This is a genomic window from Arthrobacter koreensis (assembly GCF_009193255.1).
Taxonomy (GTDB): domain Bacteria; phylum Actinomycetota; class Actinomycetes; order Actinomycetales; family Micrococcaceae; genus Arthrobacter_B; species Arthrobacter_B koreensis.
Window position 1 is genome coordinate 163,605 of the sequence record NZ_WACG01000006.1, and the last position, 16,475, is coordinate 180,079.

At 65.9% G+C, this 16,475-nt stretch carries 15 protein-coding genes; 9 read left to right on the forward strand and 6 right to left on the reverse strand.

Annotation, left to right across the window (positions count from 1 at the left end):
- The first annotated feature begins 251 nt into the window (after positions 1-251).
- Both GD628_RS13370 and GD628_RS13375 read left to right on the forward strand, forming a co-directional pair.
- Complete coding sequence (locus tag GD628_RS13370) at positions 252-1,028, forward strand: hypothetical protein (RefSeq protein ID WP_152275053.1); 777 nt, start codon at positions 252-254, stop codon at positions 1,026-1,028.
- Positions 1,025-4,171, forward strand: a complete 3,147-nt coding sequence (locus tag GD628_RS13375; RefSeq protein WP_152275054.1) for a hypothetical protein — start codon at positions 1,025-1,027, stop codon at positions 4,169-4,171. The genes GD628_RS13370 and GD628_RS13375 overlap by 4 nt, the downstream gene beginning before the upstream one ends.
- A 4-nt stretch (positions 4,172-4,175) precedes the next feature.
- Here the strand turns inward: GD628_RS13375 and GD628_RS13380 are convergent, their stop codons facing one another.
- Positions 4,176-5,360, reverse strand: coding sequence for an acyl-CoA dehydrogenase family protein (locus tag GD628_RS13380; RefSeq protein WP_152275154.1), 1,185 nt, complete (start codon positions 5,358-5,360; stop codon positions 4,176-4,178).
- 9 nt (positions 5,361-5,369) lie between these two features.
- Complete coding sequence (locus tag GD628_RS13385) at positions 5,370-6,146, reverse strand: SDR family NAD(P)-dependent oxidoreductase (RefSeq protein ID WP_152275055.1); 777 nt, start codon at positions 6,144-6,146, stop codon at positions 5,370-5,372.
- 155 nt (positions 6,147-6,301) lie between these two features.
- On the opposite strand from GD628_RS13385, the gene GD628_RS13390 reads away from it, so the two are divergent.
- A complete protein-coding gene (locus GD628_RS13390) occupies positions 6,302-7,420 on the forward strand; it encodes a glycoside hydrolase family 76 protein (RefSeq protein WP_226802550.1) in 1,119 nt (372 codons plus the stop codon).
- A gap of 10 nt (positions 7,421-7,430) precedes the next feature.
- On the opposite strand, the gene GD628_RS13395 is transcribed toward GD628_RS13390, so the two are convergent.
- Together GD628_RS13395 and GD628_RS13400 are read right to left on the reverse strand one after the other, a co-directional pair.
- A complete protein-coding gene (locus GD628_RS13395) occupies positions 7,431-8,309 on the reverse strand; it encodes a class II glutamine amidotransferase (protein WP_152275056.1) in 879 nt (292 codons plus the stop codon).
- A 9-nt stretch (positions 8,310-8,318) separates the two neighbouring features.
- A complete protein-coding gene (locus GD628_RS13400; protein WP_152275057.1) occupies positions 8,319-8,912 on the reverse strand; it encodes a YdeI/OmpD-associated family protein in 594 nt (197 codons plus the stop codon).
- 116 nt (positions 8,913-9,028) lie between these two features.
- Here GD628_RS13400 and GD628_RS13405 point away from each other — a divergent pair, with 116 nt between their 5' ends.
- Together GD628_RS13405 and GD628_RS13410 are read left to right on the forward strand one after the other, a co-directional pair.
- Entirely contained in the window at positions 9,029-9,568 is a 540-nt protein-coding gene (locus tag GD628_RS13405; protein ID WP_055239793.1) for an NUDIX hydrolase family protein, read from the forward strand.
- A gap of 54 nt (positions 9,569-9,622) precedes the next feature.
- A complete protein-coding gene (locus GD628_RS13410; protein ID WP_152275058.1) occupies positions 9,623-10,495 on the forward strand; it encodes a DUF6707 family protein in 873 nt (290 codons plus the stop codon).
- Here the strand turns inward: GD628_RS13410 and GD628_RS13415 are convergent.
- A complete protein-coding gene (locus GD628_RS13415; RefSeq protein WP_226802551.1) occupies positions 10,492-11,529 on the reverse strand; it encodes an FUSC family protein in 1,038 nt (345 codons plus the stop codon). The two genes, GD628_RS13410 and GD628_RS13415, sit on opposite strands and share 4 nt — an antisense overlap.
- 206 nt (positions 11,530-11,735) lie before the next feature.
- Between GD628_RS13415 and tgt the strand changes: the two genes are divergently transcribed.
- A complete protein-coding gene (gene tgt, locus GD628_RS13420) occupies positions 11,736-13,001 on the forward strand; it encodes a tRNA guanosine(34) transglycosylase Tgt (protein ID WP_226802552.1) in 1,266 nt (421 codons plus the stop codon).
- A gap of 156 nt (positions 13,002-13,157) precedes the next feature.
- Here tgt and GD628_RS13425 read toward each other — a convergent pair whose 3' ends face one another.
- Positions 13,158-13,898, reverse strand: coding sequence for a queuosine precursor transporter (locus GD628_RS13425; RefSeq protein ID WP_091608335.1), 741 nt, complete (start codon positions 13,896-13,898; stop codon positions 13,158-13,160).
- A gap of 187 nt (positions 13,899-14,085) precedes the next feature.
- On the opposite strand from GD628_RS13425, the gene GD628_RS13430 reads away from it, so the two are divergent.
- The 3 genes from GD628_RS13430 (at position 14,086) to thiD (ending at position 16,130) form a co-directional block, all read left to right on the forward strand.
- Positions 14,086-14,766: a TetR/AcrR family transcriptional regulator gene (locus GD628_RS13430; protein WP_152275059.1), complete on the forward strand. Its 681-nt coding sequence runs from the start codon at positions 14,086-14,088 to the stop codon at positions 14,764-14,766.
- Entirely contained in the window at positions 14,759-15,241 is a 483-nt protein-coding gene (locus GD628_RS13435; protein ID WP_152275060.1) for a hypothetical protein, read from the forward strand. The genes GD628_RS13430 and GD628_RS13435 overlap by 8 nt, the downstream gene beginning before the upstream one ends.
- Positions 15,242-15,302: 61 nt before the next feature.
- Complete coding sequence (gene thiD, locus GD628_RS13440) at positions 15,303-16,130, forward strand: bifunctional hydroxymethylpyrimidine kinase/phosphomethylpyrimidine kinase (protein WP_152275061.1); 828 nt, start codon at positions 15,303-15,305, stop codon at positions 16,128-16,130.
- The last annotated feature ends 345 nt before the right edge of the window (positions 16,131-16,475 follow it).

The following is a 16,475-nucleotide window of genomic DNA, read 5'->3' on the forward strand; positions in this document are numbered from 1 at the left end:
TTGAATAGAAACCCGTAGGAAACCTGCCCTGCAAAAGGCGGTCTGCGCGGCGGGAAGGAGGACCCCCGCGCAGACCGTCAGGTCCTATCCCTATCGATGGCACTGACCTCTCCCCTGACCAATGGGCTGAAACGAGCACGGTCATCTCCCGAATTGCTACTACTGAAAACCGGATCCCCGGGTTGGAACACCGAAAAGTAACTTAAGTCCAAAGTTGAACTGAATCCAATTTTGGGTGCTAGCGTGCCTGTGTGAATGCAGATCGCCGCGGCAGCTGGGGCCGCATCTTCCGGACATTCCTGAGCCTCAACCTGCTTCTGGCGGCAGCGTGGTTTGGAGCCGCTCCGGCATCGGCCGACCGGGTCGGACTCGACACCCCTGAAGCCCTCTACGCCCCCGTGGGCGCCGTACAGTTGTGGGTTGATGTGGAGTCCCAAGCTGCACGTAGCGGCGTCGTCTCCATTTCCTGGCGTGCCGACAGCAGCTGGGTGCCCCTGGCGCTCTCCTCCACAGTCTTCGGCGTCACGGGATCCACTGCGGTGTCCCCCGGCGGGCTTGAGCTGCGGTTTTCTCCAGCTGGGCGATTCTCGGCCGACGTCGCAATTACATTTGCCGATGCCAACGGCATCATTGTCGAAGAACACCGGCTCCGTAATGTGCCCTTCGATCCGGCCCGGACGTTCGACGGATGGATCACCTGGAACGACATGGCCGCCGGAAACATCCCGCCGGGCCCCTCCCCATCTCCGATGCCGTCACCCGGCGGTGGTCCTGACAGGCAACCCAACAATCTTCCCGGCGCACATACCAACATCCAGGAAAACCACTCTTCGACGAGCGTGACCTCTCCAAAATCGCTGGGAACAACCGGCGCGGCAGGACCGCTGCTGGTCGGGATCCTCGCCGGGGGCGTCCTGTCCGCCGTCGCGGGCACCGTACTGGTTCTCAGGCAGCGGTGGCTGCGGGCGGCTCAGGCACCCCGCGACCTTGCCGCAGGCAGGGCTGAACAGCAGGGGGAAACCCGATGAACAGCCGCCCCTTCGCAGCGGCAGTACGGGGTCTTTTCGGGGGGCGCTTCGCCGGCGCGGTCCGGATGAGCGTCGCCTCAGTGCTCGCCGTCACCCTGGCCATGGCCGCGGTTCCGCCGCCCGCCGCAGCGGTGTCCGGTGACGCGGTCGAGAACCTTAGCGCTGTCCGGGCTGCTCGGGAACCGGGTTTCACCCCTGTTCCCGCCAGCCTGCCTGCGGTGGACAGCGGCGTCGGGATCGGTTCCCGTCTGTCCGCTGATGCCTCCGGGGAGGTCTTCCTCGGGTCCGCCGCTGAAGGGGAGGGCGCTGCCCTGATCCGCCTGACAGTGTTCGAGCCCGGCACCAGCCAAACGGTTTACACCACAGCCGATACGGCTGTACTCCACGCGCAGCAGGGAATCACCACGTCCACTACCGTTCTCCTGCCGATGGCGGCCGGTTCAGTGGAGCTGTGGACCGACGCCGAATCAGACATCCGCGTCGAGCCGCTCGCCTACTTCCACGGTGACCAGGTCTCCGGCGGTGCCACCATTGCCCTGCCGGAACCGGTGGTCCAGGCTGACACCGCAACCGGACTTGCCGGCAGCGCCCTGACGTCCGTACCCCTGTGGATCGGCCTCACCGGAGAGGGCGGGGTCTCCGCAACCCTGGCGCGGAGCGTCCATGTCGTGCTGGACGTGACGCTCGCGGAAGCGGACGACGTCGTCCTCGGAGACGGCCAACGGATGGCCCTTCCGACAGGGAGATCCATTGTCGCCACCATCGTGGACGCCGAGGATCAGGGAGGAGTGACCGTCGGCCTGGGTCGGAGCGGAAACACCGGAACACTGCGGGCTACCGTAACCGGCTGGGTCGCCGAAGCTGCGGAAGACACGTCGGGGGCGAACCACCGCGGCAGCTACGTAGTCAACACGGAGCACCGGCCTGCAACCAGACTGGACGTTTCCGCCGGGACCGCCCCACAGGAGGTCCGGCTGTCGGATGACCATGACAGTGCCTATGCGCTGGCACTCGTCCAGGCATCAAACGTGTCCGGAGGGGATACCACCACGCTCGCCTGGGGTCCGGAAGTCCGCGGCCGGTCTACCGGCGTCGCCGTAGACCAGGCCGCAGGAGCACAGCCGCAGCTGGCCCTGGTGCCGGTGGACACGGGTGGGACGCAGCTTTCAATCCGGCGCGGCAGCGCCACTGTATCCCTCCAGCCGCTGGGCAGCTTCCTCGGCGATCCGGTCCCCCACCATGCATCTGACCCAGCCGCCATCACCATTACCTCGCCCGCGGACCGGCAGAGCCTGGACCTCACCGAAACGGGATACTTCACGCTTGAAGGCACGGTATCCACCGGCGGCAACTCCGTGGACCGGATAGCCATCAGTTCCCCGGACGTGGGTTTCATCGGCCTGGCAGAGCTCAATCCCGCCGGAGATGAACTCACCTGGAGCTTCCGGGCCCTGGCCCCCGAAGACGGCGATTTCGACTACGTGGCGACTGTATTTGACCGTTCCGATCCCGGAACCGCCCGCGCCTCTGACCGCGTCCGGCTGACCCTCGATGTCGCCGAAGAGGGGGACACCGTGGTTTCTCCCGAAGCGCAGGTGTTCCATCTGGAGACAACCGAGCTCGAATTCGAAGTGCTGGACGAGTTCAGCCTGCGGTTCACGGAACGCCCGGAGCTTGAGCCGGGAGACATCATTGTCAGCGCCCCGTTGCCCTCGGCTCCATCCGGCTTCCTGGGCCGGATGTCCTCCATGGACCTCGTGAGCGGGTCCTGGGAGGTCTCCACCATAGAGGTTCCCCTTGAGGAGCTTTTCCTCCAGGTAGACATCGATGAGACGGAAGACTATGGCGAAGGGGATGACGTTGCGGTCCAGGACCTGATCGCCCAGACGACGGATCCTTTGGAGGTAATCAGCGGCAGTTACACCCCCGTGGGCGAGGATGGAACGCCCGGCCCGGAGATGCCGGTGTCCGATGTGCAGGTGCTGGACGAGAACGGCAACACCCATTCGCCGTTACCGGGGACGTACGCTCAAATCGCGGCCGGCGAGGATGTTGACCTTGAACTGAGCAGCGATGAATTCAATGTGCCGGATCCCGCAGACTTCAAGACCGCGTGCCGGTTGCCGGGGACCGATGGCCAGGAGCCACTGGGTGAGGACATTGGCGACGACGGCGAATGGCGGGCTCCCGTCGCCCACGCGCCGGGGGACGGCAGCTGCGGAGGGCAGCTAAAAGGACCGGGTGCCTCGCTCTCCGCCGATTGGACGACGAAGGTAGACGCCAGTGTGGCCGCCGTCGTTGAAAACGGTGTCCCAAAGATCAGGACTGCGGGCAAAAAACTTGAACCCTGGGAGTTCGAGGCCTGGTCCGAGAAGCAGCGCGGCGATGAGGGCGGCGTAGCTGTACGCGGCGGCGGAGAACTGAACCTTGGTTTTGCTTTTGTGCTGAAGACGAAGCTGAGTTTCAAATGGAAAGTCATTCCACGGGGGGTGAGCATCGAGGAGTTCCGCATCGAGTTCAACTCGAAGCTGAAAGCCTCTGCCTCCGTCCAAGCCTGGTTGCAGGTCGAAAGCCGCTGGAACGTTAATCTCAAAGTCGCCGAGGTTGCCCTCCCCACCACCACGTTTATGGCCGGACCAATTCCAGTTGCGATCACCAACCGGCTGAACTTCGCCATGGTCATTAACGGCACGCTCAGGGCGGAGGCAGATATACCGGCGATCGGGATCGAACGGGCAGACACTTTCGGTTTCGTTTACAGCAGTGCGAAGGGCATGAAGCGCATCAAGGAGGACACGCCCACAACCTATGTCCTGCCCAAACCCCGTCAGGTGGCCGGCGCCACTGCCTTCTCCTTCGAGGGGGAGGTGGCGGCCGGGCCCCAGGTTTCCTACCAGAGCCGTATCTACAGCTTCGCCGGGCCGGACATCACTCTCTCGGCCAGATCGGGGTACGCAGCCAAACTCGGTGTGACAGGCATTCCGCCAACAGAGGCCGAAATCGAAGCCAGCATCTTCCTGGCACTCGGGCTCACCGGCTCAGCCAAACTCACGCTCCTGCGCTGGGATCTGCTGAACCTGACAATCTTCCAGGTGGGCGTTCGGCTGAACCTGCTTGAGTACAGGGACAAGTGGAGGCTCTAGCCGCTCAGCGCAGCGCCGAAACCCCGGTGATCTCCCGCCCGGCAATGAGCGAATTGATTTCATACGTTCCCTCGTACGTGTAGATCGCTTCGGCATCGGCGAAGATCTTCGCCATCCGGTAGTCGGTGACAATGCCGTTGCCGCCCAGCAAGCTCCGCCCCAGGGAAACGGTTTCCCTCATCAGCGCACTGGCGTAGGACTTCGCCAGCGCGGCGCGGGCCATGTCTCCGCGGGCAGCGCCGTCGTCCGCCACAGCCCCGTATCCGCCCTGTTCCAGATCACTGACGCGCGCAAGCATCCCCGTGGATGCCACAACGTTGCCCTGCATCCGGACCAGCTGCTGCTGCACCAGCTGGAAGGAAGCCAGCGGCCGCCCAAATTGCATGCGTTCGACGGCGTAGGCGCGGGCGACGTCGAACGCGGCCAGCTGCTGGCCCACGGCCTGCCAGCCGACCATGATCCGGGAACCGCGCAGCAGGTGCTTGGTATCGTCGAAGCTTTCGATCCCGGCGAGCCGGTCCGCTTCCGGAACGCGAACATCCGTCAGTTCAATGTCCGCGTTCTGCACGGTCCGCAGCGCAGTCTTGTTCTCGATCCGGGTGCGTTTGATCCCGGGCAGCGAGGCATCCAGCAGGAAACCCCTGACCTTGCCCGTTTCCGGTTCGCGGGCCCAGAACAGCATCCAGTCGCAGAAGGTGCCGTTGCCGATCCAGCGCTTGGTTCCGTTCAGGACCCACGTGTCGCCGTCGCGCACGGCCGTAGTGGCCATTCCGCCCGCGACGTCGGATCCGTGGTCTGGCTCGGTGAGGGCGAACGCGCCGGTGATCTTCAACGACTGCGCATCAGCCAGGAGCCTTTCTTTCTGCTCTTCGGATCCGAAGGCATGCAGTCCCTCCACGAACAGGTCATGGTGCACCATGAAGAACGTGGCAATGGACGTATCCGCCCGGGTCATCTCGGCAATGACCAAGCCGGCGAACAGCGGGCTGTAGCCGCGCTGCACCGGCGTGGACAGGCCGAGCGACGCCAGTCCGGGGAGCAGTTCCACCGGGAACCGCGCGTCGTCCCACCAGCCGCCGGCGTACGGAAGCACCTCGGCAGCCAGGAAGGATCGCAGTTCAGCGAGTTTGGCTTGTTCCTCGGGATTGAGCAGTTGTTCGAAGTTGAAAAAGTCGGCGTCGGGGAGCATCGGCACGCCTTATTTCGGTCCCATCCGAATCGCTCCGTCAAGCCGGATGGTTTCCCCGTTCAGCATCGGATTTCCAATAATGTGACCCACCAGCGAGGCGTACTCGTCCGGCCGGCCGAGCCGGGAAGGGTGTGGGATCTGCGCGGCGAGCGAGTCCTGGGCGTCCTGCGGCAGTCCGGCCACCATCGGCGTCTCGAAGATTCCGGGAGCGATCGTCACCACGCGGATCAGGTGGCGGGCCAGTTCCCGCGCCAGTGGAAGGGTCATGGCAGCCACTCCGCCCTTCGAAGCAGAGTAGGCAGGCTGCCCGATCTGCCCGTCGAAAGCCGCTACCGAGGCCGTGTTGACGATGACACCGCGCTCGGAAGTTCCGCCGTCGTCAATCACCGGCTCGGTTTCCGCCATCGCCGCCGCGGCGAGCCTGGTCACGTTGAAGGTGCCCACCAGGTTGACCTGGATGACCCGGTTGAAGTCCTCCAGTGGCAGGACTCCGCTGCGACCCAGGACCTTGCCCGGGGTGCCGATCCCGGCGCAGTTCACGGCTACCCGCAGCGGGGCCGCGGCCATGGCCGCTTCCACCGCGCCCTGCGTCTGCTCCGGATCGGTCACGTCTCCCGGCACGAAATGGGCGTTGTCCCCGAGTTCACCGGCGTAGGCGAGGCCGCCGGAGGACGGCAGGTCAACCAGGACCACTTCCGCTCCGGCGTCGATGAGCCGGCGGGCCGTGGCCCGCCCGAGCCCGGAAGCTGCTCCCGTGACAATGGCCGAAGCACCGGATAGCTGCATGTGGTTCCTCCTGGGTCAGGACTGTTTGGGGTGCGCCGGGGCGCGTGCGGTCCCACGAGCCTACTGTGACTGAGGGCACACCGCATCCCTTCGGAGCGCGGTTCCGCCACCCGGGAACGGTGACGCTGCGGTCGCCCCGGACTATGGTGGGTCGCATGCCCGAAGCACAGACAGTCCGCCATGCCGAACTGCGTTCGGACACCGCAGCCCATTCGGTAACGGCCGCTTTCGGCGGCACGTTCCTCGGTTTGCCGGGCACTCACCTGGGCGCTGTCCGCGCACCCCAGCCGCTGCCCCGCGGCATTGGGCCGTGGCACTACTGGTGGCAGGCACACTACGTGGACGTACTCGTGGACACGGGCCTGCGTAGCCGGGCACCGGTAGCCGGGCAGGATCCGATCGTGCTGGCCGAACAGGTGATCCGAACCATCCGGATCCGCAACGGCGGAAAGTTCACGAATTCGTACTTCGACGACATGGCATGGCTCGCCCTGGCCGCCCTGCGCCTGGACACCCTGCCCGGCCCGCCGCGCGGCAACAAGGCCCGGCACCAGGGCCTGCGTGACTCACTGGGACGGGCCCTGCGTGCGGGCCATACCGCGGACCTCGGCGGCGGACTCTGGTGGAACCGGGCACGGAACTTCAAGAACACCCCCGCTACAGCCCCCGCAGCCCTGTACTTCGCGCGCACCGGGGAACGGGACCGGGCGCAGGACCTCGTGGACTGGCTCAATGCTGAGATGCTGGACCCCGAAACCGGGCTCTACTTCGACGGCGTGCGCAGGAAAGGCGACGGCACGGTGCTCGAGCGGGCGCACTTCACGTACAACCAGGGGCCGGTGCTGGGAGCACTGCTCGAACTGGGCGGCGAACCGAACCTGCGGCGGGCCGCAGAACTAATCCGCGCAACTTCCCTGCACCTGGTGAACGACGGCGGCACCGGGCCGCTGCTGCGCACGCACGGCAGCGGCGACGGCGGGCTGTTCACCGGGATCCTGTGCCGCTACCTGGCCGAGGCAGCTGCGGCCCCCACCCTGGACTCCGGGTCCCGCCGGACGGCGGGAGCACTGGTCACCGAACTGGCGGACCGGCTATGGAAAGGCCGTGCGGTCCGGAACAACCTGGCGGTGTTCCCGTCCGACCCCCGCAGCACCGCAGATGAGGGGTATCCCCCGGGCAGCGGCGTCGAGCTTTCAACCCAGCTCCAGGCGTGGATGGTGCTGGAGGCGGCCCTGCGCGTAGTGCGGCTGGAGGCCGGTCCGCAGGAAGGCTGAGCCGCGCGTCCTAGGTACCAGCGGCCTTGAGCGGATGCTGCGACGCCGCTGTATGCGGATCCAGGTCCGCGAGGGTGAGCAGGTGCTGGGGATGCTGTGGAAGCGGAAAGGACCGTTCCGTGTTCAGGTTCCGGTCCACCCGGAGGATCTCGCCCGAGTCCATCATGCGCCAGTTCGGATTCTCGTCCATCCGCTCGGTCGCGACGAGCACCGCGGGGATCTTGTTCTGCTCCATCTCGTCACTCTTCACACTGATCCGGGCCGAGTTCTTGCCGCGGTGCGGATCCTCCGAGCCTTCCTGCAGGACGTACAGCGGGTGCGTGTCCGGGTACCGCACCGCCCACAGCTCGGATTCAGTAGTGATGACAAGGTTCACGGCGTAGAGCCTCAGGTTCTCGGCGATCCAGGTGACAGCCTGGGTGAGGGCATCGCCCAGGTCCCCGCCGTTTTCCCGGGCAATGCCCGTGATGAGGGCAAAGACCCGCTCACTGTCCGTCTCGCCCCGGACCAGGTCCAGGACTTCCAGGGAACGCAGCCGGTCATCGAGCACGTCCAGGTCCTCCACCACTCCGTTGTGGGCCAGCATCCGGTCATCCTGCAGGAACGGATGGGTGTTCACCAGGGTGTTCCAGCCGGTACTGGCGTACCGCACGTGCGCCACGAACGTGGTGCCCTCCAAGGTCCGTGCCGCAGAGGCGTAGGCGCGGTCCTCGTAGGCCGCCACGGGCGCCTTGTCCATCACGGGTTTGCCGCCGGGATCGAACACGCCGATCCCGAAACCGTCCGCCATCCGGCGGCTTTGCTCGGCGAGGCTGTCAGGAGCGGTGAGCAGCCAGAACGTGGCATGGACTGGCCCGGGACCTGCGTGCATTCCGAAAAGCCGGCACATGGTGGACTCCTACTCTGGGAACCGCTTCTGCGGGTAGAAGGTCTCACGGCGGCTGAGCATGTCCACGAAGCGGGCGATGTTCCGCTCCCGGGCTGCCGCCGTCTTGAGCTGCCCCAGCCGGTAGGCCAGGGCGAAGCGGTTCTGCGAACTGAGCACATTGAACATCGCCTGGGCACTCCCGTTGGCGGCAATCGCGTCCAGCAGATCCTGCGGCACCTCAGCCGTCGCCGGGCCGGCGTATGCCGCATCCCAGCGGCCGTCGGCCTTGGCTGACTCCACGGCGTCCCGCCCGGAGGGGTGCAGCCGCCCGGCGGCTTCGAGCCGGGCGATGTGCCCCACGTTGCGCAGCGACCAGGCACTCCGCGGGCCCCGCCGGGTGTAGCGCTGCAGGTAGGTTTCCTCATCCCGCCGTGCCGCCTGGCCGTCAATCCAGCCGAAGCAGAGGGCCTCGTCCAGGGCAGACTGCCGGGTCAGCGCCGTCGTGCTTCCGCCCTGCTTTCCGATCACCAGCCAGACCCCGGCGGAGCGCAGATGGTGCTCGTCCAGCCAGGCCCGCCAGGCGTCCGCGTCCGGGAGCAGCAGCTCCGAAAGCTCGGTCTCCATGCGCCCAATCGTAGGCTTCCGCCGGGCGCCCTGATAGAGCCGGATGCAGTTCAGCCCTTGGCCGAAGCGGAGCGCGCCGTATGACTAGGCGTCCGGCTTTGGGGTAGAACACTGCTATGAACGTTCGCACTCCTGACCCGTATCCCGGCTGGCTTTCGGAAGAGGACCTGCATGAAGCACGGCAGCGTCTTCCCATGGTCTACGTTGAAGCCGTTCCGGTGCGGTGTGACCCGCTGGGGTACGTCACCGAGGTGGGCCTGCTGCTGCAGGCAACTCCCGAGGGCAAGATGGTGCGGACCTTCGTTTCCGGCAGGGTGATGTACCGAGAGACCATCCGTGCCGCCCTGCTGCGCCACCTCGAGAAGGACCTCGGGCCCATGGCGCTGCCGCAGCTGCCGCCCAGCCTCGCGCCGTTCGCCGTCGCGGAGTACTTCCCGTCGCCGTCGCAGACCGGCCTCACTGACGAGCGCCAGCACGCCGTCGCGCTGGCCTACCTGATTCCGGTGACGGGCGAGTGTGATCCGCGGCAGGACGCACTGGAACTCTCCTGGCTCACGCCCGAAGAAGCCCTCAGCCCTGCCATCTATTCCGAATTCTCCGGCGGCCGCGGCGATCTGCTCCGCCAGGCGCTGGCATCAGCAGGCTGGGGCCGGTAGGCGCTAACCTACGTTTGTAAACTGGGGCCGAGGTTCGAGCGCTAAGGAAAAGCCATGTCTATGAGTGTGCCGGATAAGTATGCCTTCCGGGTCAATGCCGAGCTGCTTGTGCCGGGCCAGAAAGTCGTCCTGGACGAGAAGACCCTGGCACCCCTGGCTGCCGTGCACATCGAGGAGGACGACCTGGGGAACCCAGCCCTGGTCATCGCCGACCTGGAGGACGGCCAAACCCTGCGGATTGCCTACGGTGCCGCCGTGCGGGTGGCCGCTCCGGCACCGGAGACAAACGCTGCCGAGGCAGTGCGCAGCATCCCCACAGAGGAAGAGACGTACGCTGCCGTCCTGGCTGCGGCCGAAGCCGCCCACCCGGAGGACCGCGCGGTCAAGGAACTCGTGACCCGGCTCAGCCGGGGCCTGAATGTCAAGGCAGGAAGCAACCTCCAGGATGTTCGCGACCTCGCCCACACGCTCTACGTGGACCTGGGGGACTCGGAGAACGCCCTGGCTGTCTGTTCCCTGATCACCGGGTTGGGCTTCGACGGCAATTACGGCCGCTGGAACTGGATCCAGGGAGCGCTGGCACTGGCCGCGCAGATCACCCATGAGTCCGGAGACATCGAGGCTTCGGCGGCGTTTGCCCAGGCAGTCCGGGCGGGCGACGACGCCGAGTCGGATCCGCTCAAGGCCAAGCTTTCCGCCGAGCTGCTGCAGCGCCAGCTGAACGAACCGAACCTGTATGACCGTGAGGTCCAGCGCGCCGCCGAGGCGGGAGACGAGCTCAGCGAACGGGACTGGCGGATCCTGCGCCTGAACACGCTGCTGTACCTGCGCGCCCACGGCGGGTCCCTCACCTATTCCGACGCCGAACTCCAGCGCCGCATCCGCACCGAACTCAGCGCCGTCCGCGGGCTGAACATGGACCTCTAGGCCGCGTTCCGGCCCTTCCTGTCCGTGGCCCGGTTGGCCCGGACCTGCAGGAGCAGCACGAGTGCCATGCCCACCACGGCTCCGATGACCGTCTCGACTGCCCGGTCCTGGATCAGTGTGGCGGGGTTGCTCGCGTGGGCGAGCTCCGTGCTGAGCAGGGCCAGAGGCGTGATGACAACCTGGGCCAGCGCATAGTTCCGGGCAATGAAGAGTTCAGCACCGCACTGCAGCAGCGCGATGACCAGGACAAGCTGCCAGGCCTGCAGGCCCGCAAAGAGGATCACCGCTGTGACTGCGAGTCCGCCGAACGTTCCCAGGATCCGGTAAACGCCGCGCTGGATGCGGTGGCGGAAAGTTGCTCCCACCAGCGGAACGGTGGCGGCAACCATGGCCCAGTAGTTGTGCCCGATTCCGAGCGTGGTGGCCACGGTTCCGGCAGCGGCAGCCGCAACGGCGTACAGGCCTCCGTCAGCCCAGATCGCTTTCTGCTTGTCCACGCTGAAGCGCGGCCGCAGGGTCTTGTCCCAAGGTGTCCGGTACCTGGCGGTCAGCATTCCGGAAAGCCCGAGGAGGATGGCGAACACAATGGTGGTTCCCGCTGCCAGCATGCCCTGCCACAGGGGAGGATGAGCAGGAACGGAGGCGATGGCCGCGTAGGCGAAGATGTGGAACAGGGACCCGGCTGGACGAAGCCGCCAGTATCCGGTGGCCACGGTTCCCAGCCCGGCTACTAGCGTGGTTCCGAGGACGATTCCCCAGGCATCCAGTCCAAGGCGTGATGAGAATGCACCGGCCAGGATCACCATGAACATCAGGGCTCCCGCACGCGCCTGGTGCCCAAGCCGCTGGCGGTGCGGTTCGTTGCGTCCGTAGATGCTGGTGAAGGCACCGAAGGCCACGAAGATCGCCAGGTCGATCCTGCCGATAGCCAGCAGTACGGCGAGCGGAACACCGATGCCGACGCCGCAGCGGATCGCCACGCGGTGGTCATTTTGGGCAGGAGCAAGGGCGAGCATTTCGCGCAGGTGGTTCAAGGGGAGCTCAGTGGCCTTTCATGCGTTCACGGTCGGCGGGAGCGCTTCACGTGCCGGAGAGTCCGCCTTTCTCACCATACGCCCGGCGCCTCCGGCTGCCGGAGTTATGTGTGCCGGCTCTCTCGGTTCCCTCCCGCGGGGCGCCGGGACGGGGCACTGCTGCCGGCGCCGGAAGGAGCCCGCTGGATGTAGGGCAAAATGGAGGGGTGTCCAGCTCCGGTTTTTCCTTTGCCCTTGGTAAGCGCCTGCGCGAAACCACTCCCGACTCTGCTTCCCGCGTCAAGGAGAACGGCGGTGAGTTCCAAGGCCGTACCGGTGTCATCAGCACCCCGCACGGCGAGATCCAGACTCCCGCGTTCATCGCCGTCGGTACCAAGGCCACGGTCAAGGCCGTGCTGCCTGAGTCGGTAGCCCAGCTCGGGGCCCAGGCCGTACTGGCCAACGCGTACCACCTGTACCTGCAGCCCGGAGCGGACATCCTTGACGAGGCCGGCGGGTTGGGCAAATTCATGAACTGGCCCGGCCCCACTTTCACCGATTCTGGCGGATTCCAGGTCATGAGCCTGGGCGCGGGGTTCAAGAAGGTCATCAACATGAACGCGGACGGCACCACGCACGCCACCGGGGCGGACGACGACGTCGCACCCGGCAAGGAGCGCCTGGCCCACATTGACGACGACGGCGTCTGGTTCAAGTCGCACCTCAACGGGGACAAGCACCGCTTCACCCCGGAAATCTCCATGCAGGTGCAGCACCAGCTGGGAGCGGACATCATGTTCGCCTTCGATGAGCTCACCACCCTGCTGAACTCCCGTGCCTACCAGGAGCGTTCGCTAGAACGGACCCGGCTCTGGGCGGAGCGGTGCCTCGTGGAGCACCGCAGGCTCACCGAGGAACGTTCGCACCGGCCCTACCAGGCGCTCTTCGGAGTGCTGCAGGGCGCGCAGTATGAAGACCTGCGCCGCAAGGCATCCCGCGACCTGGGAGCCATGGGCTTCGACGGGTTTGGCATCGGCGGCGCCCTGGAGAAGGAAAACCTGGGCACGATCGTCCGCTGGTGCACCGAGGAACTCCCCGAGGACAGGCCGCGGCACCTGCTGGGCATCTCCGAACCGGACGACATTTTCACCGCCATCGAGAACGGCGCGGACACCTTCGACTGCGTCTCCCCCACCCGTGTGGCCCGCAACTCCGCGTTCTACACCCCGTACGGGCGCAAGAACCTCTCCAACGCCAAGTTCAAGCGGGACTTCGGCCCGCTGGTGGACGGCTGCGACTGCTATGCCTGCGCCAACTACTCTCGTGCCTACATCCAGCACCTGTTCAAGGCCAATGAGATGGTCAGCCACACGCTGATCTCAATCCACAATGAGCGCTTCACGGTGAAACTGGTCGACGACGCCCGCCTGGCGCTTGAAGACGGCACCTTCTTCGACTTCAAGGACGAGGTCCTGGGCAAGTACTACAGCTAAGTGCCCGCAGGCCGGAGGGTGCCGGCCCGCGGGAGGGTGCCGGGCCGCCGGAGGGTGCCGGGCCGCCGGAGATACCGCCGGCACGGAGGGTGCCGGCCCGCCGGAGATACCGCCGGCACGGAGAGTGCCGGCGTGCCGGAGAAGCGGCCCGGCGCCTTATGCCGCTTCGGTTTCCCGCGGCCCGTAGGAAGGCTCGCGCTTCTTGATCGCCTTGATCACCGCTGAGGTGACCGGGACGAACAGGAACTCGACGGCCGTCTTGTAGAGGAATCCGAAGATCACGTAGTTCACGAACTGCCCGCCATCGGTAATGCCGATTACCGGCGCGGCGATGGCACAGAAGATTAGGGTGTCCGCGAATTCGCCCACGCCGGTTGAGGCCATCAGCCGGCCCACCAGCGCGCGCTCCTTGAACCGCGCCTTCATCCGGGTGAGCACCATGGCGTTGAGCAGCTGCCCGGCCAGGAAACCCAGCAGCGATGCCGCGACGATCTGCCATACCGGCCCCAGCGCCGCTTCCAGTGCGGCCTGCTTCTCCACCCCGTACGCGTCGTCGAAGCCGGGCAGCGCGATGATCACGGCGAAGGACAGCACCGCGAAGGCTGCCATGGAAAAGCCCATGTAGATGGCACGGCGGGCGGCCTTGAAACCGTAGACCTCACTGATGACATCTCCCAGGATGTACGCCAGCGGGAAGAGGAAGAATCCGCCGTCGGTAATGATGCTGAAGTCTCCGAAGACCGGGCCCAGCACCACGCCCTTGGATGCCCCGATGTTGGAAATGATGATCACCACGCACATGAGGGTGAGGATCAGGTCGAAATGCGAGCTGCCCCGGGAGGCGTAGCTGGGGGCCTGGCGTGCCTGGGTGGCAGCGGCCGGGGTTGGTGAAGACATGGCTTTCCCGTTTCGGTGTAGTGGTTCGCCTGGGCTCCCGCCCGGCTGTATTAGCACTTGCCCGCTGTCCCGGGCGGCCCGTGGAGGACCAGCGTCAATTCTGCCACGTTTTCCGCGGCGTCACATTTTTGAACGCGTTCAAAAATGTGCTCTAATAGCGCGGTAGACAACTTGGAACAGGGGACCAATGGCCGCGGGGTCGAAGAGTGAAGCCACCCGGCGGAGGCTGGTTGAAGCCGCCACGAGCCAGTTCCGCACCCTCGGCTTTGAACGGACCACCATGCGCGGCATTGCGGCGGAGGCCGGTGTCTCCGTGGGCAATGCGTACTACTACTTCTCCTCCAAGGACGCGATCGTTGCTGAGCTGTACCGGTCGCTGCAGAACGAGCACCGCTCGGCTGCCCTGCCGCAGCTGCGCGAGGGCCACAACCTCGGCGAGCACCTCCGGGTCATCCTGCAGGCGAACCTTGATGTCTTGGCTCCGTACCACTCCCTGGGCCACCAGTTCCTGAAGACGGCTGCCCTGCCCGTGCCCCCGGGCACACGGACGTCCTCCCTCCCGGCGGATGCGGAGCAGGTAGGCCGCGGCAAATCGATCGCGGTCTACCGCCAGGCGGTGCAGGCCGCCAGGCCGCAGCCGCCGCTGGCGGTTCGCGATGACCTGCCTGAACTGCTGTGGCTGGTCCAGATGGGCGTGACCCTGTTCTGGGTCTACGACTCCTCGCCGGGCCAGGCCCGCTCCCGCCGCCTCGTCACGAATACGGCTCCGCTCGTGGCCAAGCTGGTCATCCTCTCGCGCCTACCCGTGGTGCGCAATATCGTGGAAGATGTGGTGAAGCTGCTGCGAGGAGCGCGATCACATGACTGAAAAAGCGGATGACGACGCCGTCTTCCCGGCCGGTGCCGCCACCTCGCCTTCGGGCGCGGGCGCCCCGCCAATGCTCGCCCCGCGCGTAACGTTCGGCCCCACCGCCTTCGTGACCGGTTACGCGATCGCCTGCCTGCTGGTTGCCGCCATCGCCACCGTCGCCATCGGCTGGGGAACCTCGCGGGATTTCTGGGGCTACCTCTGGATCATCGTCATCGCCGCCTTCTACGCCGCCGGCATCGGCCTGGTGACGGCTGCCCCGGTGGGCCTGGCCCTGGGCCTGCTGCTGCGCGGCGTACCCAACCAGTGGCTGCACGTACTCGCCTTCTTCCTGGTCCCCACGGTGCTGGCCTGGGTGGTCATCGGATTTCTTGCCGGTTCGGTTGGCGTCCCCCTGCTGATGGCCCTGGCAATCGGTGTCTCCTCCGCCGTCGGGCGGCTTGCCGTGTGGCGCCTGATGGACGTGCGCTACTAGCCCGGCAGCCGGCAGCGAAACCGGGTGGCGGGCCACGCCGAATTGGGTGGAAGATGGAGCCATGTCTTCAACAACACATCCTCCCGTCACGCTCACGATCGCCGGCTCCGAAGCCACCGGCGGCGCGGGCGCCCAGGCCGACCTCAAGACCTTCCAGGAACTGGGAACCTACGGCATCACGGCCCTGACCTGCATCGTTTCCTTCGATCCGAAGGACAACTGGAACCACCGCTTTGTTCCGGTTGACCCGCAGGTCATTGCGGACCAGCTGGAAGCCATCCAGACGGCCTATGACCTGGGCACCGTGAAGATCGGCATGCTGGGCACCCCGGCCACCATCGACACCGTGGCCAAGGCACTGCAGAGCCAGGACTGGACGAACATCGTGCTGGACCCGGTGCTGATCTGCAAGGGCCAGGAACCCGGGGCCGCCCTGGACACCGACCAGGCGCTGAAGGCACAGATCCTTCCGCTGGCCACCTTTGTCACCCCGAACCACTTCGAATCCATGTCCCTTGCCGGCATGGATGCGATCGAGTCCGTGGAAGACCTGAAGGAAGCAGCCAGGCGCATCCACGAAGCCTCCGGGGCGGTAGTGCTCGCCAAGGGCGGCGTGCGGCTGGAAGGCGAGGACGCCGTCGACGTTTTCTACGACGGCGAAACCATGGAAGTCCTCCGCGCCCCGAAGGTGGGCGACGTAGCCGTCAGCGGTGCCGGCTGCACCCTGGCCGCTGCCATCACCGCCGAACTGGCCAAGGGCGCGAGCCCGCTCGAGGCTGCCCGCACGGCCAAGGCCTTCGTCACCGAAGGCATCCGTAACCGGGTTTCCTCCAACACCCCGTTCGACGCCCTGTGGCAGGGCGGCGCGGCCAGCGGCCCGGCCCTCTAGGGCGCAGTTCGATCCTCAGCAGCGGGCGGCAGCATCAATTTGGTGCTGCCGCCCGCTTTTGCTGCTCCGGCAACGATTTTCGGCCCTGATAACAATTAGGTCACCAAAAATGGGAAAATTCTGTTTTCCCCATACAATGCTGGATCGCGTTCAGGACAGAAATCGGATCTCTACCGCCTGCCCAAATCTGTTTACACACGATCGCACTGAGGCCTTTAGATTCCCTGCCATGTGCTGAGAAACCGGCGGACTCCTCCCCCACATTGTGGCCGCGAGTCGGAGCGGCTGTGGTCATGCCGCAGCAAGTCCCCGGACATCCCCAGAAATCACCGGATTGGACCCGCA